Here is a 17,681-nt window from a genome sequence, read left to right as displayed (position 1 = left end):
TCTGTCCGGTTCTGTCCGACGAAGCCGGACAGAACCCCCGGCAGGCAGGGGCGTGAATGCGGCCGCCGTGCCGTCAGGCCGGAAGCCGCTGCAGCTGGCCCTGCAGCTTGGCCAGCGTCTGCTCGAAATCGGCCAGGCGCTGCGTCTCTTGCGCCACCACGGCAGGCGGTGCCTTGGCCACAAAGCTCTCGTTGGACAGCTTGGCGCGGCACTTGCCGATTTCGCCACCGATGCGCTCGACTTCCTTCGACAGGCGCACGCGCTCGGCGCCGACATCGATCTCGATCTTCAGCAGCAGGTGGTTGCCCCCGGCAATGGCGACCGGCGCGCCGGCGCCTTCAGCCTGCAGGGCAGCTTCATCTTCGAAGACGCGCACCTCGGAAAGTTTCGCCAGTGCCTGGATATGTGCGCTAGCCGCCTTCAGGAAGGTGCTGTCGCCCTCGGCATAGAGCGGAATGCGCTGGGCCGGCGAGATGTTCATCTCGCCGCGCAGGTTGCGGCAGGCATCGATCACTTCCTTCAGGCGTGCGACCCATTGCTCGGCATTTTCGTCGATCTTGGCAACCGCGGGCAGCGGATACGGCTGCAGTGCGATCGTTTCCGCGCCATCGCCGTTGGCCCGGCCGGCCAGCGGGGCCACCTTCTGCCACAACTCTTCGGTGATGAACGGGATGACCGGATGCGCCAGGCGCAGCACGGTCTCGAGCACGCGCAGCAGCGTGCGCCGCGTGGCGCGCTGCTGGGCTTCGGTGCCGTTCTGGATCTGCACCTTGGCCAGTTCCAGGTACCAGTCGCAGTACTCGTCCCAGACAAACTTGTAGATGGCGTTGGCGATATTGTCGAAGCGGTACTCGGCAAAGCCCTTCTCGACCTCGGCTTCCACGCGCTGCAGCAGCGACACGATCCAGCGGTCGGCCTGCGAGAAGTCCAGGTAGCCGTCCGGGCCGCAGTCGTTGTTGCACGGGCCCATGCCGCAGTCATGGCCTTCGGTGTTCATCAGCACGAAGCGGGTCGCGTTCCACAGCTTGTTGCAGAAGTTGCGGTAGCCCTCGCAGCGGCCGGTATCGAAGTTGACGTTGCGGCCGAGCGTGGCCAGCGACGCGAAGGTGAAGCGCAGCGCGTCGGCGCCGAAGGCGGGAATGCCCTCGGGGAATTCCTTTTTCGTCTTCTTCTCGATCTTGGGCGCGTCCTTGGGGCGGCGCAGGCCGGTGGTGCGCTTCTGCAGCAGCGTGTCGAGGTCGATGCCGTCGATCAGGTCCACCGGGTCCAGGGTGTTGCCCTCGGACTTGCTCATCTTCTTGCCTTCCGAATCGCGCACCAGGCCGTGCACGTAGACGGTATGGAAGGGCACCTTGCCGGTGAAGTGCTTGGTCATCATGACCATGCGCGCCACCCAGAAGAAGATGATGTCATAGCCGGTCACCAGCACCGACGACGGCAGGAAGTGATGGATCTCGGGCGTTTCTTCCGGCCAGCCCAGCGAGGAGAAGGGCACCAGCGCCGACGAGAACCAGGTGTCGAGCACGTCTTCCTCGCGGCGCAGGCTGCCGGTGCTGCCGGCGGCCTTTGCCTTGGCCAGCGCTTCATCTTCGGTGCGGCCGACAAAGCAGTTGCCGGCATCGTCGTACCACGCCGGGATCTGGTGGCCCCACCACAGCTGGCGCGAGATGCACCAGTCCTGGATATTGCCCAGCCACTGGTTGTAGGTGCTGATCCAGTTTTCCGGCACCAGCTTGATCTCGCCGCTCTGCACGGCTTCCAGCGCCACCTCGGCGATCGAGCGGCCCGGGTAGAAGGTGCCTTCCGGCGCCGGCTTGCTCATGGCGACGAACCACTGGTCGGTCAGCATCGGTTCGATCGCGCTGCCGGTGCGCTCGCTGCGCGGGGTCATCAGCTTGTGCTTCTTGACCTCGGCCAGCAGGCCGCGCTTGTCCAGGTCCTCGACAATGGCCTTGCGCGCGTCGAAGCGGTCCAGGCCGGCATAGGCGGCGGGGGCGTCGGCAACGATCTTCGCGTCCAGCGTCAGGATCGACAGCTGGGGCAGGTTGTGGCGCTGGCCCACCGCATAGTCGTTGAAGTCATGGCCCGGGGTCACCTTGACCACGCCGGTGCCGAACTCGCGGTCGACGTATTCGTCGGCAATCACCGGGATCTGGCGCTCGGTCAGCGGCAGCTGCACGAACTTGCCGATCAGGTGCGCATAGCGCTCGTCTTCCGGGTGGACCATCACGGCCACGTCGCCCAGCATGGTTTCGGGGCGGGTGGTGGCTACGGTCAGGTGAGTCAGGCCGCCCTTGGCGTCAGCCTCGACCAGCGGATAGTGGATGTGCCACAGCGAGCCTTCCTCCTCGACGCTGTCGACTTCCAGGTCCGACACCGCGGTGCCCAGCACCGGGTCCCAGTTGACCAGGCGCTTGCCGCGGTAGATCAGGCCCTGTTCGTGCAGGCGCACGAAGGCTTCGGTGACCGCCTTCGACATCTCGGGCGACATCGTGAAGTACTCGCGGCTCCAGTCGATCGAAGCGCCCATGCGCCGCACCTGGCGGGTGATGGTCGAGCCCGACTCTTCCTTCCAGGCCCAGACCTTCTCGGTGAATTTCTCGCGGCCCAGCTCATGGCGCGAAATGCCCTGGCCCTCCAGCTGGCGCTCCACCACGATCTGGGTGGCGATGCCGGCGTGGTCGGTGCCCGGCACCCACAGCGTATTGGCGCCGGTCATGCGCGCATGGCGCGCCAGGCCATCCATGATGGTCTGGTTGAAAGCGTGGCCCATATGCAGCGTGCCGGTCACATTGGGCGGCGGCAACTGGATCGCAAAGTCCGGGCGGGCAGGGTCGAAGGTCGGCTTGGCGATGCCGCGCTTCTCCCACTCGGGGCCCCATTTCGCCTCGATGGCGGCGGGTTCGAAGCTTTTGGCAAGGGACTGGTCTTGGGCGGTCATGCTGGGATGTCGATATTGGCGTCGGGGGTCGTCGCAGGGTGCTTCGGCCTGCGCCTGGCGAGGCGGCGGCCGTCGGCAGCCGGCATTGCGCCAGTAAAACGTTAAATTATACGGGGGTGGCAGGCCGGTGCCTATTTCCTGGCCATCCGGTCCCGCCGGATGTGACTTGCGGGACAGGGCCCGCCGGTATAATTGCCGCCAATCCACAAGGCTCACCCGATGTCCGACCTGCTTGCCAACCTGAACGCCGAACAACTAGCCGCCGTCACCCTGCCTGACGAACCGGCGCTGATCCTGGCGGGCGCAGGCAGCGGCAAGACCCGCGTGCTGACCACGCGCATCGCCTGGCTGATCCAGAACGGCCGGGTCTCGCCGGCGGGCATCCTGGCGGTGACCTTTACCAACAAGGCCGCCAAGGAAATGCAGACGCGGCTGTCGTCGATGCTGCCGATCAACACCCGCGGCATGTGGATCGGCACCTTCCACGGCCTGTGCAACCGCATGCTGCGCGCGCATTTCCGCGACGCCGGCCTGCCCCAGACCTTTGCCATCCTGGACAGCCAGGACCAGCTCTCGGCGCTCAAGCGGCTGCTCAAGTCGCTCAATGTCGATGATGAGAAGTACCCGGCCAAGAACCTGCAGTACTTCATCAACAACGCCAAGGAGCAGGGCCTGCGCCCGGCCGACGTCGAGGCCAACGACGACTTCAACAAGCGCTTTGTCGACCTCTACGCCGCCTATGACCTGCAGTGCCAGCGTGAAGGCGTGGTCGACTTTGCCGAGCTGCTGCTGCGCTGCTATGAGCTGCTGCGCTACAACGATGCCATCCGCCAGCACTACCAGCACCGCTTCCGCCACGTGCTGGTCGACGAATTCCAGGACACCAACGTGCTGCAGTACCAGTGGCTCAAGCTGCTGGCCGGCTACGGCACGCAGAACCCGGCCGCGGTCTTTGCCGTCGGCGACGACGACCAGAGCATCTATGCGTTCCGTGGCGCCAACGTCGGCAATATGCGCGACTTCGAGCACGAGTTCCGCGTGCGCCGGCTGATCAAGCTGGAGCAGAACTACCGCTCGCACGGGCATATCCTGGATTCGGCCAACCACCTGATCTCATACAACGCGCGCCGCCTGGGCAAGAATCTGCGCACCGACGCCGGCCACGGCGAACTGGTGCGGGTGTTCCAGGGTGGATCGGACGGCCAGGAAGCCGCCTGGATCATCGAGGAGATCCGCGACCAGATCGCGCAGGGCGCCAGCCGCGCCGAGATCGCCATCCTGTACCGCAGCAACGCGCAGTCGCGCGTGATCGAGCATGCGCTGTTCTCGGCCGGCATCGCGTACCGCGTCTATGGCGGCCTGCGCTTCTTCGAGCGCGCCGAAATCAAGCACGCGCTGGCCTACATGCAGCTGCTGGAGAATCCGCGCAACGACGCCGCCTTTGGCCGCGTGGTCAACTTCCCGGCGCGCGGCATCGGCGCGCGCTCGCTGGAAGTGCTGCAGGACATGGCGCGCCAGTACGACTGCGCGCTGGCCGAGGCGGTGGCCTACGTGCCCGGCGCGGCCGGCAGCAAGCTGGCGGCCTTTACGCGCCTGGTCGACCAGATGCGCGAGGACACGCGCCGCATGACGCTGGCTGAGACCGTCGAGTACGTGATCAACCACAGCGGCCTGATTACCCACTACCAGGGCGAGAAGGAAGGCCAGGACCGCATCGAGAACTTGCAGGAACTGGTGACCGCCGCGCAGGCCTTCGTGGTCGAGGAAGGCTACGGCCTGGAAGCGCTGGCCGCGGTGATCCCGGTTGACCGCACCTCCGCCGCCCCGGCACTGGCCGATGGCGACCAGGCCCAGCAGGTGCTCGATCCGGAAGCGCTGCCGGTGGTGATGACGCCGCTGGTCGCGTTCCTGACCCATGCCTCGCTGGAAGCCGGCGACAACCAGGCCCAGGCCGGACAGGACGCGGTGCAGATGATGACCGTGCACGCGGCCAAGGGGCTGGAGTTCGACGTGGTTTTCATTACCGGGATGGAAGAGGGCCTGTTCCCGCACGAGAACAGCATGATGGACCCGGACGGCGTGGAAGAAGAGCGCCGCCTGATGTACGTGGCGATCACGCGCGCGCGCAAGCGGCTCTATATGTCGTTCGCGCAAAGCCGCATGCTGCACGGCCAGACCCGCTACCACGTGCGCTCACGCTTCTTCGAGGAACTGCCCGAGGCCTCGCTCAAGTGGCTGACGCCGCCGGCGCAGGGCTACGGCGGCGTGCGCCGCCAGGAGCGCGACAGCGCCTGGGGCCGCGACTGGTTCCGCAAGCCCGAGGACGTGCCCTATACCGGCACGCGCCCCACCGGCGGCATGGACAACGGCAACGGCTATGCCGATGCCAAGCGCGAGGCCGGCACCGGCTTTCGCGTGGGGCAGTCGGTGTTCCACAACAGGTTTGGCGAAGGCGTGATCACCGCGCTGGAAGGCGAGGGCACGGACGCACGCGCCAATATCAACTTCAAGCGCCACGGCGCCAAGTGGCTGGCGCTGTCGGTGGCGAAGCTGGACACGATCGACTGAGCGGGTCCCGGCTTCGCTGTGCGCCATGCCGCGTTCGGCCTGGCTCAGGGCAAGGCGTGGCGGACCTCGCCTGCCTTCTGGTCAGGACTGTCCACGGTCAGCAGCGGGTTGATGAACAGCGATGCCAGCGCGCCCACGCCGAGCAGTGCCGCCGAGATCATGAAGGGCAGGTGATAACTGCCGGTGGTCTCGATCAGGTAGCCGAACACCACCGGCGAGACCATGCCGGCCAGCCCGAAGCCTGTGTTCATCATGCCGCCCGCGGTGCCGGCGTACTTGCCGGCGATGTCCAGCGGCAGGCTCCACAGCACGGCGTTGGTCAGCTCCAGGAAGAAGAACGACAGCGACAGCAGGATCACCGCGTTGACGGCATCGCCGGTGTAGGTCATCGGCACGATGAACATCAGCGATCCCGCCAGCCCCACGAACAGGATCGCGCCGCGTGCCAGGCGCAGGTTGCCGGTGCGCCGGTAGATGCGGTCCGACAGCACGCCGCCGAGCGTGTCGCCGACCACGCCCGCCAGCAGCGGCAGCGACGTGAACAGGGCAAGCTGCTTCAGGTCGAAGCCCCGTGCTTCTTTCAGGTACGAAGGCAGCCACGTCAGGTAGACCCACAGCGACCAGCCGTAGCAGAAGTCGACGAAGGTCACCAGCCACATGCGCCGGAACAGGCGCCGCCACGGCGTGGCGGCCTTGGCTGCCAGCTGGCTATCGCCGCGCCGGTAGCCGATCTCCTGCAGCTCCTGCGCGCTCACGCGGCGGTGCTTGTCGGGCGAATCCTTGAATACGAACGCGTACAGCAAGGTCCAGCCAAGGCTGACCGCGCCCAGCACGATAAAGGCTTCGCGCCAGCCGGCGGTTGCCACGATGGCCAGCACGATCGGCGGCGTGATCGCGCCGCCCAGCCGCGCGAAGCTGTGGGTGATGCCCTGCGCGAAGCCGCGCTCCGCCACCGGCATCCAGTAGGTGAAGGCGCGCGTCGCGGTCGGGAACGCGCCGCCTTCGCCGATGCCCAGCACGAAGCGCAGCACCACCAGCATCAGCACGCTGCCCGCGAAGCCGGTCAGCACGGTGGCCACGCCCCATATCAGCGACAGGACAATCAGCACCTTCTTGGGCCCGAACTTGTCGGCCATCCAGCCGCCGAGGATCTGCATGGCGGCATAGGGGTAGGCAAAGGCCGAGAACACCAGCCCCAGCTGCGATGCGGTCAGCCCCATTTCCTCGCGGATCAGGGGGGCGGCGACCGAGATGTTGACGCGGTCGATATAGGCGATGAAATACATCAGGCACATGACGCCCAGGATCATGTGCCGGGTCTTGATGCGTTGCTTCATACCACCTCCTGTGCGCGTCGGGTGCGCGTGGCGTTGACGGGACGGCGGCCGGCGCACGGTCCGTAGCCATGCGCTCGCGGCGCGCCGGGGGCGCGGCGCCGGCCGCGCTGCCCCGTCCTTGAGCAATCTGTCTGTGGTCTTGAGTCGTGTCTCCTGGTCTGGTGGATTCCGGTCGGGCAGGCTCCTTGGCGAGGGTTGTGGAAAGGGGGGCGTTCAGGCGTGGTCGAGCAGCTTGAGCCGCTGCACCTTGCCGGACGGGCCGCGCGGCAGCTCGGCGATAAAGCGGAACTCCTTCGGCGTCTTGTAGCGGCCCAGCTCGCGCAGGCAATGCGCGCGCAGCGCCGCGTCATCGCAGTGCGCGGCCTCGCGCATGACCACGTAGGCGACGATCTCCTGCCCGTAGGCCGGGTCCGGCACGCCGACTGCCGCGGCTTCGAGCACGGCCGGATGGCGCAGCAGCGCCTCGTCGATCTCGCGCGGGGCGATGTTCTCGCCGCCCTTGATGATCAGTTCCTTGGCGCGCCCGCTGATGTAGAAATAGCCATCGGCGTCGCGGTAGCCAAGGTCGCCCGTGCGCAGCCAGCCATCATGCGTAAAGGCCTCGCGCGTGATGTCCGGCGCCTTGTAGTAGCCCGCCATCACGTTCTCGCCCTGCAGCACGATTTCGCCGACCTGTCCGTCAGGCACCGGCATGCCGTCGCGCCCGAGCACGCGTGCGCGCGTGCCCGAGGGCCGGCCGATGCTGCCGATGCGCCGCCGGCCCGGGTCGAGCGGATTGCTGAACGCCGGCGCGGCCGTCTCGGTCATGCCCATGGTCTCGATCACGCCGATGCCGAAGCGCGCCTCGAAGGCACGGTGATGCTCGGGCGGCAGCGCGGCCGAGGCCGAGCGGCAGAAGCGCATGCCGGCCGGGGCCTGGCCATGCGGATCGTTCAGCAGGTAGGCGATGATGGTCGGCACCACGTTCAGCCAGGTGCAGCCGTGGCGCGCGCTGTCCTGCCAGAACGCGCTGGCGGAAAAGCGCATCGGCATCACTACCGAGCCGCCGTGCACCAGCGGCGCGATCGCGGTCACGACCAGGCCATTGATGTGGTAAAGCGGCAGCGTCGCCAGCACCCGGTCAGCCGGCCCGAGGCAGTGCTCGCGGCTGACGTTGGCGCCGTTGGCCATCAGGTTGCGCTGCGTCAGCAGCACGCCTTTGGGCGTGCCGGTGGTGCCGGACGTGTACATGAGCAGCGCGGGCGCGTCCGGCTTCGGTGGGGGCAGTGGCGACGCAGCGTCATGCGTGGCGGGCAGTGCCGGCAGGCTGTTGGCGTCGGGCGCGGTGACGACCACCGGCACGTCCAGCCCAGCCTCGCGCAGCGCCTCGCGGATGGCAGCTTCTCCGTCGGGCCAGGTGAAGACCAGCCGCGTATCCGAATGCGCAAGGATGTAGCGCAGCTGCGCCGGCTGGCACAGCAGGTTGATCGGATTGACCACCAGCCCGCTAGCCATGGTGCCGAGCAGGAGCCGCGCGGTCTGCTCGCCGTTGGGCAGGTACACCGACACCGTCTGCCCGCTGCCCAGGCCAGCTGCCGCATAGCGGCGGCCCAGCGTGCCGGCGTCGCTCGCCAGCGCGCCGAACGTGAGCGCATGGCCGCTGTCCGGGGATAACAGGTAGGGCTTGTCGGGCCACTGCGCGGCACGCACGGCCACCAGCGCGGCGAGGGTGTCGAACACTTCGGGTTCCGTGCGCGCGTTCATTTGCCGACCCTCGCGAAGTAATCGCCCAGCAGGTCCGCTTCATCGGGCACGTGCTCGACGATGGGCACGGCGATGCGGGTGATGTTCAGGTATTGGCGCCAGCCGAGGTTGTCCGAGAAGTTGTTGCCGCCCCAGGTGCCACAGCCCATGGACAGCGAGAACGGCAGGCCGTTGTCGAAATTCCCGCCGGTGGCGAAGCAATGCGCCTGGTTCACGATCACGCGCGCCACCGGCAGTTCCTGTCCAAGCTGCAGCGCATGACGCGGATTGGACGAATGCAGGCTGACCGAATGCCCGGCGCCCATATAGGCGTACAGGCACGCCACGCGCTCGACTGCCGCCGCGAAGTCGGCGGCACGGTAGAGCGTCAGCACGGGCGAGAGCTTTTCGCCGGAGAAGGGGTAGTCGCCGCCGACACCGGTTTCTTCCACCAGCAGCATCGTGGGCTGCAGCGCGCGCACGCGTTCCAGCCCGGCGAGCTCGGCAATGCGTGTCGCGCTCTGTCCAGTGAAGGTGCTGGCGAGCTTGCCGTCCCGCCACATCTGCGCCTGCAGCCGCGCCTTTTCCGCAGCCGTGAGCAGCACGCCGCCGACCGCCGCCAGGGCGTCGAGCATGGGCGTGTAGACGGCATCGAGCACGACCAGGCTGTTCTCTGAAGAACAACTGGTGGCATTGTCGAAGGTCTTGGAGCGCACCACCTTGGCCGCCGCGTCATCCGGCGCGGCGCTGGCGTCGATGATCGCGGCCACATTGCCGGCACCCACGCCGAAGGCCGGCGTGCCGCAGGTGTAGGCCATGCGCACGTTGGCCTGCGAGCCGGTCGCGACCACCAGGTCGGCCTGCCGCATGAGCTCTGCCGTCGCGGCCTTCGAGACCGGCGCGGGCAGCATCTGGACCAGGTCGGCGGGCAGGCCGGCGCGGGCAAACTCGGCGTGGATGAACGACAGCAGCAGCGCGCAGGTGTCCTGGCCTTTCGGCGACGGCGCCACGATCACGCTGTTGCCGCACTTGAGCGCGTTGATGATCTTGTTGGCCGGCGTGGCCGCGGGATTGGTCGACGGGGTGATGGCCGCCACCACGCCCACGGGCCGCGCGATCTCGGTGATGCCGGCGGCCGCATCCTGCGCGATCACGCCTACCGTCTTGCGGCCGTGCAGGTCGCGCAGCAGGCCCAGCGTCTTGCGGTGGTTCTTGCGGATCTTGTCGTCGACATTGCCCAGGCCGGTGTCGGCGACGGCGCGCTCGGCCAGCTCGCGGTTGCGTGCGGGCTCCATGATGGCCCACGCCGCAGCGGCGACTGCCGTGTCGACGGTGGCCTGGCCGGCACGCGCGAACTCGCGCTGCGCCTGCCTGGCCCGGGCCACGACCGCAGCGACGGTTTCGGCCGCGGATTGCGCTGGCTGCGCGGCCAGGGATGCCGTCGGTAGGGGCAAATCGGAATTGTTGGACTGCCGGCGCTGCAGTATTTGCACACTCATGGATTCGACTCCGCGGTTTGGACGGTTAGGGCCGCCGCGCTTTGTCGTGCACTTCGCGGCACCGTCGGCAGCCCTGGATCGAATCTAGTGAAGCGGGGCAGACAGGCCGTCCCAATTTGTGCGCTTTCGCGGGCGCGCAGGCGGGGTGCGATCCGGAATTCAGTTTTCGGGACGGCCATGCGTCCCGGAATCCATTAAATTTGATCCATGAGCAATCACTCGAATGCCGCCGCAGTGCGCGCCTTCCGCATTCTCGAGATCCTGTCCGCGGCCGACGAGCCGCTGTCGCTGGCGGCCATCGTGCAGGCGATCGAGTTGCCGAAGCAGACCGTCCACCGCATCCTCAAGCAGCTGGAAAGCACGTGGCTGGTGTCGCGCACGGCTGGCAACCGCCACTACGAGTGCTCATCGCGCGTGCGGCAGCTGGCCGTCAATGTGCTGATGCAGGCAGGTCCGGCGGCGGCGCGGCATGCGATCCTGCAGCAGCTGGTCGACAAGATCGGGGAGACCTGCAACCTGACCATGCTGTCCGGTGACGACGTGGTCTACCTGGACCGCGTGGAAACGCAATGGCCGCTGCGCATGCACCTGCAGCCGGGCTCGCGGGTGCCGCTGCACTGCACCGCCAGCGGCAAGCTGCTGCTGGCGTTCCTGCCGAGCGCGCAGCGCCAGCGCCTGGTTGCCAGCCTGCCGCTGCGCGCGCACTCGGCGCACACCATCACCAATGCCGAGGCCTTGCACGCGGAGCTGGCCGAGACGCGGCAGCGGCGCCTGGGGGTCAACAATCAGGAAAACCTGGAAGGCATGATCGCGGTCGCGGTGCCGGTGATGCGCAACCGGAACCGCGCCTGCGCGGCAATTGCCGTGCAGGTGCCGATGGCGCGCATGACGATGGACCAGCTGATGGGATTCGTGCCGGACCTGCGCCTGGCAGCGGACGAGATGGTGAAGACGTTCAGTGAATAGGGCGCGCGCAAGGGAGTCGTTGGACGCGAGCGCTCAGGGCAAGAATACCGGCATGTCCCCGGAGTGCTCCCTCTCCCGCAAGCGGGAGAGGGAGCACGCAATCAGCGTGTTGAAGGCTCTCAGGCGCCCGGCGCCATCGGCGCAGCCGGCTCGACCCCCGGCGGCGTCACGTTGAAGCAGCCGCGGTACGTCGCATAGAAAGAGCAATACAGGATCGCCAGCATCAGCAGCGAATACGGCGTGACCAGGAATGACAGCACCGTCTCCGCGCCGAAGGCGCTGAACACCGCCTCCAGGAAGAACGGGATCGCCACCAGCAGCATCGCGAACAGCACCGCGTAGGTGAAGAACGCGCCGCGGTTGCGCCAGCACGCGGTCCAGCTGAAGAACAGCGCCTTGACCGGCGGCACGCCGTGCCAGGCCGCCAGCAGCGGCGCGAACCAGAACATCATCGCGATCGGCGTGTACAGCAGCGCGCCGATCAGCATGGCGTAGTACAGCTGGCGCACCGCTTCGGCCGTCGGTGCCTCTTCTTTCAGCACGATCGGCACCAGCGCGCTCATGTCGACCACCGCGCCCGCGATCAGCCCCAGCACGAACACCATCCCGGCGTAGATGCCGCCCAGCACCAGCAGGTTGCGCGTGGCTTCCTTGCCGTTGGCGCGGAAGCCCGCCAGCAGCACGGTGGGCATCACCCGCTTGTTCTGGATCACGTCGCGGCATGCGGTCATCACGCCGACCGACAGGCCGGGGGTGACCACCAGCAGCGCGATGATGCCGATCAGCGGCACCACGATGGCCAGCTGCGCGGCGATCAGGTAGACGAACAGCAGCATCAGGAAGGTCAGCGGGTTCTTGCGGAACAGCCAGATGCCCTGGCGGAACCAGGTATAGCCTTCCTTGGCAGGGACTTCCAGTAGTTGCATACGGATCAGATCCAGGGGAGCGGGGCGCTTGCAGGGTCCGCGGGGTTTGCGTCCAGGCGCCGGCGCAGGATGCGTTCGAAATGGGTCGGGTCGTGCGGCTGCAGCATGTCGGCCTCGCGCGGCAGGTAGAAGTCCCACAGTCGCGATACCCAGAAGCGCAGCGCACCCGCGCGCAGCATGTCCTGCCAGTGCGCGGCCTCGGTGGCGGTCAGCGGCCTGACGGCATGATAAGCCCGCAGCAGGGCCTGCGTACGCGTGGGGTCGAGTTCGCCGCTGGCCAGGTCGATGCACCAGTCGTTGACGGTGACCGCCACATCGAACAACCACTTGTCGTTGCCGGCGAAGTAGAAGTCGAAAAAGCCGCCGAGGCGGTGGCGTCCGCTGCCGTCTTCCTCGAACAGTGCGTTGTCGCGGAACAGGTCGCAGTGGCACGGGCCCGCACCCAGGCCGGCGTAGTCCGCGCTGGCGAAGAAAGCGGCCTGGTGGGCGATCTCCTGCTGCAGCAGCGCGCGCTGGCTGGCATCCAGGAAGGGCAGGATCTCAGGCTCGGTCTGCCGCCACCAGGGCAGGCTGCGCAGGTTGGGCTGCTGGCGCGGATAGTCCTGGCCGGCCAGGTGCATGCGTGCCAGCATGTCGCCCACTTCGGCGCAGTGCTGCGCGTCGGGCGCCAGTTGCGACGCCCCGGGCAGGCGCGTGACGATGGTGGCGGGCTTGCCCTTGAGCGGGCGCAGGATCTCGCCGTCGCGCGCCGGGATCGGCGCGGGCACGCGGATGCCGCGCTCGGCCAGGTGCGCCATCAGGTGCAGGTAGTAGGGCAGCTGCGCGAACGTGAGCCGCTCGAAGATGGTCAGCACGTACTGGCGCGTCTGGCCATCGTGCTCCATGGTGAGGAAGAAATTGCTGTTCTCGATGCCCGAGGCGATGCCGCGCAGCTCGCGCACTTCGCCAAGGTTGAAATCCAGCAGCCAGCGGGCGATCTCGTCCTGCGAGACCGTGGTGAATACGGCCATACTCGTTGTGTGAAGCGAATCGGAAAGCGGCGGGCACCTGTTTCGGACAAAGTCCGGGCCACCGCCGCGGCATGACACTGCCGGAGGGCCGGCGCGGCCTGGGGCTTACGCCAGGCCGTGGGCAAGCGAACTCAGAACTTCAGGTTGACCGAAGGCACGCGGTTGACATCGTGCTCGCGGATCTTGGGCGAGCTGTCTTCCGGCTTGCTCATCTCGTACTTGGTGCCGAAACCCGATTTGACCTGGATATCGGTGGCCCGTCCCTTGTCGCGGTACTCGCGCACCTGGGTGCCATCGCGTTCATTGAGCTGGAAGCTCGGCTGGCGCGGCTGGTTCAGCTGCGACTTGGCCGCCGGGGCGATCGGCTGGTTGTTGATCTGGTTCAGCTCCTGCTGCGTCAGCGCATTGCTTTCCTGCGCGACGGCCCAGCCGGAAGCCAGCGCCAGCGTGACGGCCGCCACGGCGGCGAGGCTGGACACGGACCGCCTGGCAGGCGATTCAGGGTCGCCGGCCACGGCGCAAGACCGCGTGGGCCGGACCGAGCGGGCGGTGGAGGGGGAGGTCATCAGGTGCTCCTGTGCGGGGCTGCGGCGCAGCTTGCGCGCAGCCCCGCGGCATGCGGCGGTTGGACTGCAACCCGGCGGCGCCGGGCTTGGCAGACGGACAGGTTCCATTCTAGCAATTCCTGCCGTGCGCAGGCCGCCGCCGTGCCCCGAGGGGCACCTGCGCAACGGTGCCGGGTGCCGGGTACGTGGCTTGGTGCCGCGCGCCTGGCGTCCGGGTGCCTTACAGGTAGAACATCTCTTCCTTGGGCGGAATCGGCTTGTCGCCGCCGCGCTGCTCATAGTAGTCGTAGACCGCTTCCAGCACTTCGTGCGGCTCGTCGACGATCTTCATCAGGTCCAGGTCATGCTCGGCGATCAGGCCCATCGGCAGCAGCGTGAAGCGGAACCAGTCCAGCAGGCCCTTCCAGAAGCGGCTGCCGAACATGATCACCGGCACCGAGCGCGACTTGCCGGTCTGCACCAGCGTCAGCACCTCGGCCAGCTCGTCGAGCGTGCCGAAGCCGCCCGGCATCACGATAAAGGCGTCCGAATTCTTGACGAAGGTGACCTTGCGCGTGAAGAAGTGGCGAAAGCGCATGGCAATGTCCTGGTACGGATTGCCCTGCTGCTCGTGCGGCAGTTCGATGTTCAGGCCGACGCTGGCGGACTTGCCGGCGTGCGCGCCCTTGTTGGCTGCTTCCATGATGCCTGGGCCGCCGCCGGAGATCACGGCAAAGCCGGCGTCCGAAAACAGCCGGGCGATCTCGATGGTGCGCTGGTAGTACGGCGAATCCTCGCGCAGTCGCGCGCTGCCGTAGATCGACACGGCCGGGCGGATCTCGGAGAGGTACTCGGTCGCCTCGATGAACTCTGCCATAATCGTGAACATTTGCCACGAGGCGCGCGCCTTCTTTGCGGTAGCGCGGTCTTCGTCGGCCAGCGCACGCAGGCTGGGGATCATCTTGCGCGGATTGGCGCGCGCGGCCGCAGCAGCGGCCTTTTCAGCAGCAACTTCGGGCGGATGGCCCGCGGCAGCAGCATCGGCCGCCGCGGCGATGGCCGCGGCATGCTCGGAGGCAGCCTCCGGCGGGGGTTGCACGGTATCGCCGGAAATATCGGAAACATCCGGGTCAGCAAGGGGGGCGGTCGAAGCACCGCCTGCAGCGGCACCAGTCAATTTTGAGTCCATGGGAATGTCGGATAGTCCAAAAACACTTTTGCTCGTCGACGGATCGAGCTATCTGTATCGCGCTTATCACGCTCTGCCGGACCTGAGGAATGGGGAGGGTCTGCCCACAGGGGCAATCTACGGCATGATCAACATGCTGCGCAAGTTGCGCAACGACTACCCGGCAGAGTATAGCGCCTGCGTGTTCGACGCAAAGGGCAAGACCTTCCGCGACGACATGTATCCGGCCTACAAGGAACATCGCCCGTCAATGCCGGAAGACCTGGCGCGCCAGATCGAGCCGATCCATGAGGCTGTGCGGGCCATGGGCTGGCCGATCGTGGTGGTGGACGGCGTGGAGGCCGACGACGTGATCGGCACGCTGTCGCGCCAGGCCACGGAGCAGGGCGTGCGCACGGTGGTGTCCACCGGCGACAAGGACCTGGCGCAGCTGGTCAATGACCAGGTCACGCTGGTCAACACCATGAGCGGCGAGGTGCTCGATCCCCCCGGCGTGGCGGCCAAGTTCGGCGTGCCGCCCGAGCGCATCATCGACTACCTGTCGCTGATCGGCGACGCGGTGGACAACGTGCCGGGCGTGCCCAAGGTGGGTCCCAAGACCGCGGTCAAATGGCTGGCCGAGCATGGCTCGCTCGACGGCGTGATGGCCGCCGCCCCCGGCATCAAGGGCGTGGTGGGCGAGAACCTGCGCAATACGCTGGACTGGCTGCCGATGGCGCGCCAGCTGGTCACGGTCAAGACCGACTGCGACCTCTCCGCCGCGGTGGCGGACTTCCACGCGCTGCGCGAAACCGGCGAGGACAAGGACAAGCTGGTGGCGTTCTTCTCGCGCTACGGCTTCAAGACCTGGCTGCGCGAAGCGACCGGCGAAAGCCTGCCCGATGCCCGCGCCCAGGCCCGCGCCCGCGCGGCCGCCGCCCCCGCGCAAGGCGGCCTGTTCGATGCGCCGGCCGCGGCCGGCGAAGCCGCTGCACAGCCTGCCGACGAGGCTGCGCCGACTGAAATCCGCTACGAGACGGTCAGCACCGAAGGCATGCTGGAAGACTGGATGCGGCGCATCGAGGCCGCGCCGCTGGTGGCGATCGACACCGAGACCACCTCGCTGGACCCGATGCAGGCGCAACTGGTTGGCATCTCGCTGTCGGTCGTGGCGGGCGAGGCCTGCTATATCCCGGTGGCGCACCGTGGCCCGGACGTGGCCGGGCTGCCCGACCACGGCCAGCTGTCGCGCGAGTTCGTGCTGGGGCGCATGCGTGCGTGGCTGGAAGATGCCAGCCGCCCGAAGCTGGGCCAGAACCTCAAGTACGACGTCCACGTCTTTGCCAACCATGGCGTGACGCTGCGCGGCGTGGCGCACGACACCATGCTGCAGAGCTACGTGCTGGCCTCGCACCGCAACCATGGCATGGACAGCCTGGCCGAGCGCCTGCTGAGCCTGAAGACCATCACCTATGAAGAGGTGTGCGGCAAGGGCGCCAGCCAGATCGGCTTCGACCAGATCGACCTGGCGCGCGCCACCGAATACGCTGCCGAAGACGCTGACGTGACGCTGCGCCTGCACCGCAGGATGTTCCCGCAGGTGGAAGCCGCGGCGGGCCTGCTCCGCGTGTATGAAGAGATCGAGATGCCGGTTTCGGTGGTGCTGCAGAAGGTCGAGCGCAACGGCGTGCTGATCGACGCCGGCCGCCTGGCCACGCAGAGCGCCGAGCTGGGCCAGCGCATGCTGGCGCTGGAGCAGGCCGCCTACGAGGCCGCCGGCCAGCCCTTCAACCTGGGCTCGCCCAAGCAGATCGGCGAGATCCTGTTCAGCCAGATGAAGCTGCCGGTGGTGAAGAAGACCGCCAGCGGCGCGCCCTCGACCGACGAAGAGGTGCTGCAGAAGCTGGCCGAGGACTACCCGCTGCCCAAGCTGCTGCTGGACTACCGCGGCCTGGCCAAGCTCAAGTCCACCTATACGGACAAGCTGCCGAAGATGGTCAATCCGCAGACCGGCCGCGTGCACACCAGCTACGGCCAGGCCACCGCGGTGACCGGCCGGCTGGCATCGACCGAGCCCAACCTGCAGAACATCCCGGTGCGCACCGAAGAAGGCCGCCGCATCCGCGAAGCCTTTATCGCCGAGCCCGGCAGCGTGATCGTGTCGGCCGACTATTCGCAGATCGAACTGCGCATCATGGCCCATATCTCGGGCGACGAGAACCTGCTGCGCGCCTTTGCCAACGGCGAGGACATCCACCGCGCCACCGCCGGCGAGATCTTCGGCGTGGAGCGCGAGGCCGTCAGCAGCGAGCAGCGCCGCTACGCCAAGGTGATCAACTTCGGCCTGATCTACGGCATGAGCGCGTTCGGGCTGGCCAGTAACCTGGGCATCGAGCGCGACGCCGCCAAGCACTACATCGACCGCTATTTCATGCGATATCCGGGCGTGGCCCACTATATGGAAGAGACCCGGCAGACCGCGCGCGAGCAGGGCTACGTCGAGACCGTGTTCGGCCGCCGGCTGTGGCTGCCCGACATCAACGGCGGCAGCGGCCCGCGCCGGCAGGCCGCCGAGCGCGCCGCCATCAACGCGCCGATGCAGGGCACCGCTGCCGATCTGATCAAGCTGTCGATGATCGCGGTGCAGGACTGGCTGGACCGCGACGGGCTGCAGACGCGCCAGATCATGCAGGTGCACGATGAACTGGTGCTGGAGGTGCCGGAGCACGAACTGGAACTGGTCAAGGTGCGGCTGCCGGAGCTGATGTGCTCGGTGGCGCAGCTGCGTGTGCCGCTGGTGGCCGAAGTGGGCAGCGGCGCCAACTGGGAAGAAGCGCACTGACGAGGCGGCCTGTCAACCAGCCTGCGCCGCCCATGCGTTGTGGTATCGAATGAAGCGACTGCTGAGTCAGGCCTGCCGGCTTGCCAGCCATGCTGCAATGCAGCAGACTGTGGAAAACGCCTCAGGCAAGAATTCACAAAAACGCATCAGGTAGACC

General features: G+C 67.3%; 11 protein-coding genes. 3 read left to right on the top strand and 8 right to left on the bottom strand.

The window, feature by feature from the left end:
• Positions 1-73: 73 nt before the first annotated feature.
• Positions 74-2,941 carry a valine--tRNA ligase gene (locus tag A3A5_RS0116520; RefSeq protein WP_018311660.1) on the bottom strand — a complete coding sequence of 956 codons (2,868 nt, stop codon included), beginning with the start codon at positions 2,939-2,941 and terminating at the stop codon, positions 74-76.
• Positions 2,942-3,160: 219 nt separating this feature from the next.
• On the opposite strand from A3A5_RS0116520, the gene A3A5_RS0116515 reads away from it, so the two are divergent.
• The gene (locus tag A3A5_RS0116515; protein WP_018311659.1) at positions 3,161-5,509 is read left to right on the top strand and encodes a UvrD-helicase domain-containing protein; all 2,349 of its coding nucleotides are present in this window, start codon (positions 3,161-3,163) and stop codon (positions 5,507-5,509) included.
• A gap of 44 nt (positions 5,510-5,553) precedes the next feature.
• Here A3A5_RS0116515 and A3A5_RS0116510 read toward each other — a convergent pair whose 3' ends face one another.
• The 3 genes from A3A5_RS0116510 to A3A5_RS0116500 all read right to left on the bottom strand — a co-directional run bounded on the left by A3A5_RS0116510 (position 5,554) and on the right by A3A5_RS0116500 (position 10,067).
• Entirely contained in the window at positions 5,554-6,846 is a 1,293-nt protein-coding gene (locus tag A3A5_RS0116510; RefSeq protein WP_018311658.1) for an MFS transporter, read from the bottom strand.
• A 213-nt stretch (positions 6,847-7,059) separates the two neighbouring features.
• Positions 7,060-8,589, bottom strand: a complete 1,530-nt coding sequence (locus tag A3A5_RS0116505; protein ID WP_018311657.1) for an acyl--CoA ligase — start codon at positions 8,587-8,589, stop codon at positions 7,060-7,062.
• The gene (locus tag A3A5_RS0116500; protein WP_018311656.1) at positions 8,586-10,067 is read right to left on the bottom strand and encodes an aldehyde dehydrogenase family protein; all 1,482 of its coding nucleotides are present in this window, start codon (positions 10,065-10,067) and stop codon (positions 8,586-8,588) included. Before A3A5_RS0116500 ends, A3A5_RS0116505 begins: the two co-directional genes overlap by 4 nt.
• A gap of 207 nt (positions 10,068-10,274) precedes the next feature.
• On the opposite strand from A3A5_RS0116500, the gene A3A5_RS0116495 reads away from it, so the two are divergent.
• Positions 10,275-11,033: an IclR family transcriptional regulator gene (locus tag A3A5_RS0116495; RefSeq protein WP_018311655.1), complete on the top strand. Its 759-nt coding sequence runs from the start codon at positions 10,275-10,277 to the stop codon at positions 11,031-11,033.
• 119 nt (positions 11,034-11,152) lie between these two features.
• Here the strand turns inward: A3A5_RS0116495 and A3A5_RS0116490 are convergent, their stop codons facing one another.
• The 4 genes from A3A5_RS0116490 to A3A5_RS0116475 form a co-directional block, all read right to left on the bottom strand.
• Entirely contained in the window at positions 11,153-11,959 is an 807-nt protein-coding gene (locus A3A5_RS0116490; protein WP_018311654.1) for a BPSS1780 family membrane protein, read from the bottom strand.
• Between the two features lie 5 nt (positions 11,960-11,964).
• Positions 11,965-12,969 carry a homoserine kinase gene (locus A3A5_RS0116485; RefSeq protein ID WP_018311653.1) on the bottom strand — a complete coding sequence of 335 codons (1,005 nt, stop codon included), beginning with the start codon at positions 12,967-12,969 and terminating at the stop codon, positions 11,965-11,967.
• A gap of 131 nt (positions 12,970-13,100) precedes the next feature.
• Positions 13,101-13,535 carry a membrane protein gene (locus A3A5_RS0116480; RefSeq protein WP_018311652.1) on the bottom strand — a complete coding sequence of 145 codons (435 nt, stop codon included), beginning with the start codon at positions 13,533-13,535 and terminating at the stop codon, positions 13,101-13,103.
• Positions 13,536-13,755: 220 nt separating this feature from the next.
• Complete coding sequence (locus A3A5_RS0116475; protein WP_226797602.1) at positions 13,756-14,703, bottom strand: TIGR00730 family Rossman fold protein; 948 nt, start codon at positions 14,701-14,703, stop codon at positions 13,756-13,758.
• 4 nt (positions 14,704-14,707) lie between these two features.
• On the opposite strand from A3A5_RS0116475, the gene polA reads away from it, so the two are divergent.
• Entirely contained in the window at positions 14,708-17,524 is a 2,817-nt protein-coding gene (polA, locus tag A3A5_RS0116470; RefSeq protein WP_026200841.1) for a DNA polymerase I, read from the top strand.
• Positions 17,525-17,681: the final 157 nt, after the last annotated feature.

The organism is Cupriavidus sp. UYPR2.512 (assembly GCF_000379565.1).
Classification (GTDB): domain Bacteria; phylum Pseudomonadota; class Gammaproteobacteria; order Burkholderiales; family Burkholderiaceae; genus Cupriavidus.
Note: the sequence above shows the minus strand (reverse complement) of the source record. Positions and strands in the feature narration are given on the sequence as shown.

What these genes read in the sequence shown, in the direction of transcription:
- A3A5_RS0116520 (WP_018311660.1), bottom strand. Translation starts at nt 2,941, where the DNA reads ATGACCGCCCAAGACCAGTCCCTTGCCAAAAGCTTCGAACCCGCCGCC.
- A3A5_RS0116515 (WP_018311659.1), top strand. Translation starts at nt 3,161, where the DNA reads ATGTCCGACCTGCTTGCCAACCTGAACGCCGAACAACTAGCCGCCGTC.
- A3A5_RS0116510 (WP_018311658.1), bottom strand. Translation starts at nt 6,846, where the DNA reads ATGAAGCAACGCATCAAGACCCGGCACATGATCCTGGGCGTCATGTGC.
- A3A5_RS0116505 (WP_018311657.1), bottom strand. Translation starts at nt 8,589, where the DNA reads ATGAACGCGCGCACGGAACCCGAAGTGTTCGACACCCTCGCCGCGCTG.
- A3A5_RS0116500 (WP_018311656.1), bottom strand. Translation starts at nt 10,067, where the DNA reads ATGAGTGTGCAAATACTGCAGCGCCGGCAGTCCAACAATTCCGATTTG.
- A3A5_RS0116495 (WP_018311655.1), top strand. Translation starts at nt 10,275, where the DNA reads ATGAGCAATCACTCGAATGCCGCCGCAGTGCGCGCCTTCCGCATTCTC.
- A3A5_RS0116490 (WP_018311654.1), bottom strand. Translation starts at nt 11,959, where the DNA reads ATGCAACTACTGGAAGTCCCTGCCAAGGAAGGCTATACCTGGTTCCGC.
- A3A5_RS0116485 (WP_018311653.1), bottom strand. Translation starts at nt 12,969, where the DNA reads ATGGCCGTATTCACCACGGTCTCGCAGGACGAGATCGCCCGCTGGCTG.
- A3A5_RS0116480 (WP_018311652.1), bottom strand. Translation starts at nt 13,535, where the DNA reads ATGACCTCCCCCTCCACCGCCCGCTCGGTCCGGCCCACGCGGTCTTGC.
- A3A5_RS0116475 (WP_226797602.1), bottom strand. Translation starts at nt 14,703, where the DNA reads ATGGACTCAAAATTGACTGGTGCCGCTGCAGGCGGTGCTTCGACCGCC.
- polA (WP_026200841.1), top strand. Translation starts at nt 14,708, where the DNA reads ATGTCGGATAGTCCAAAAACACTTTTGCTCGTCGACGGATCGAGCTAT.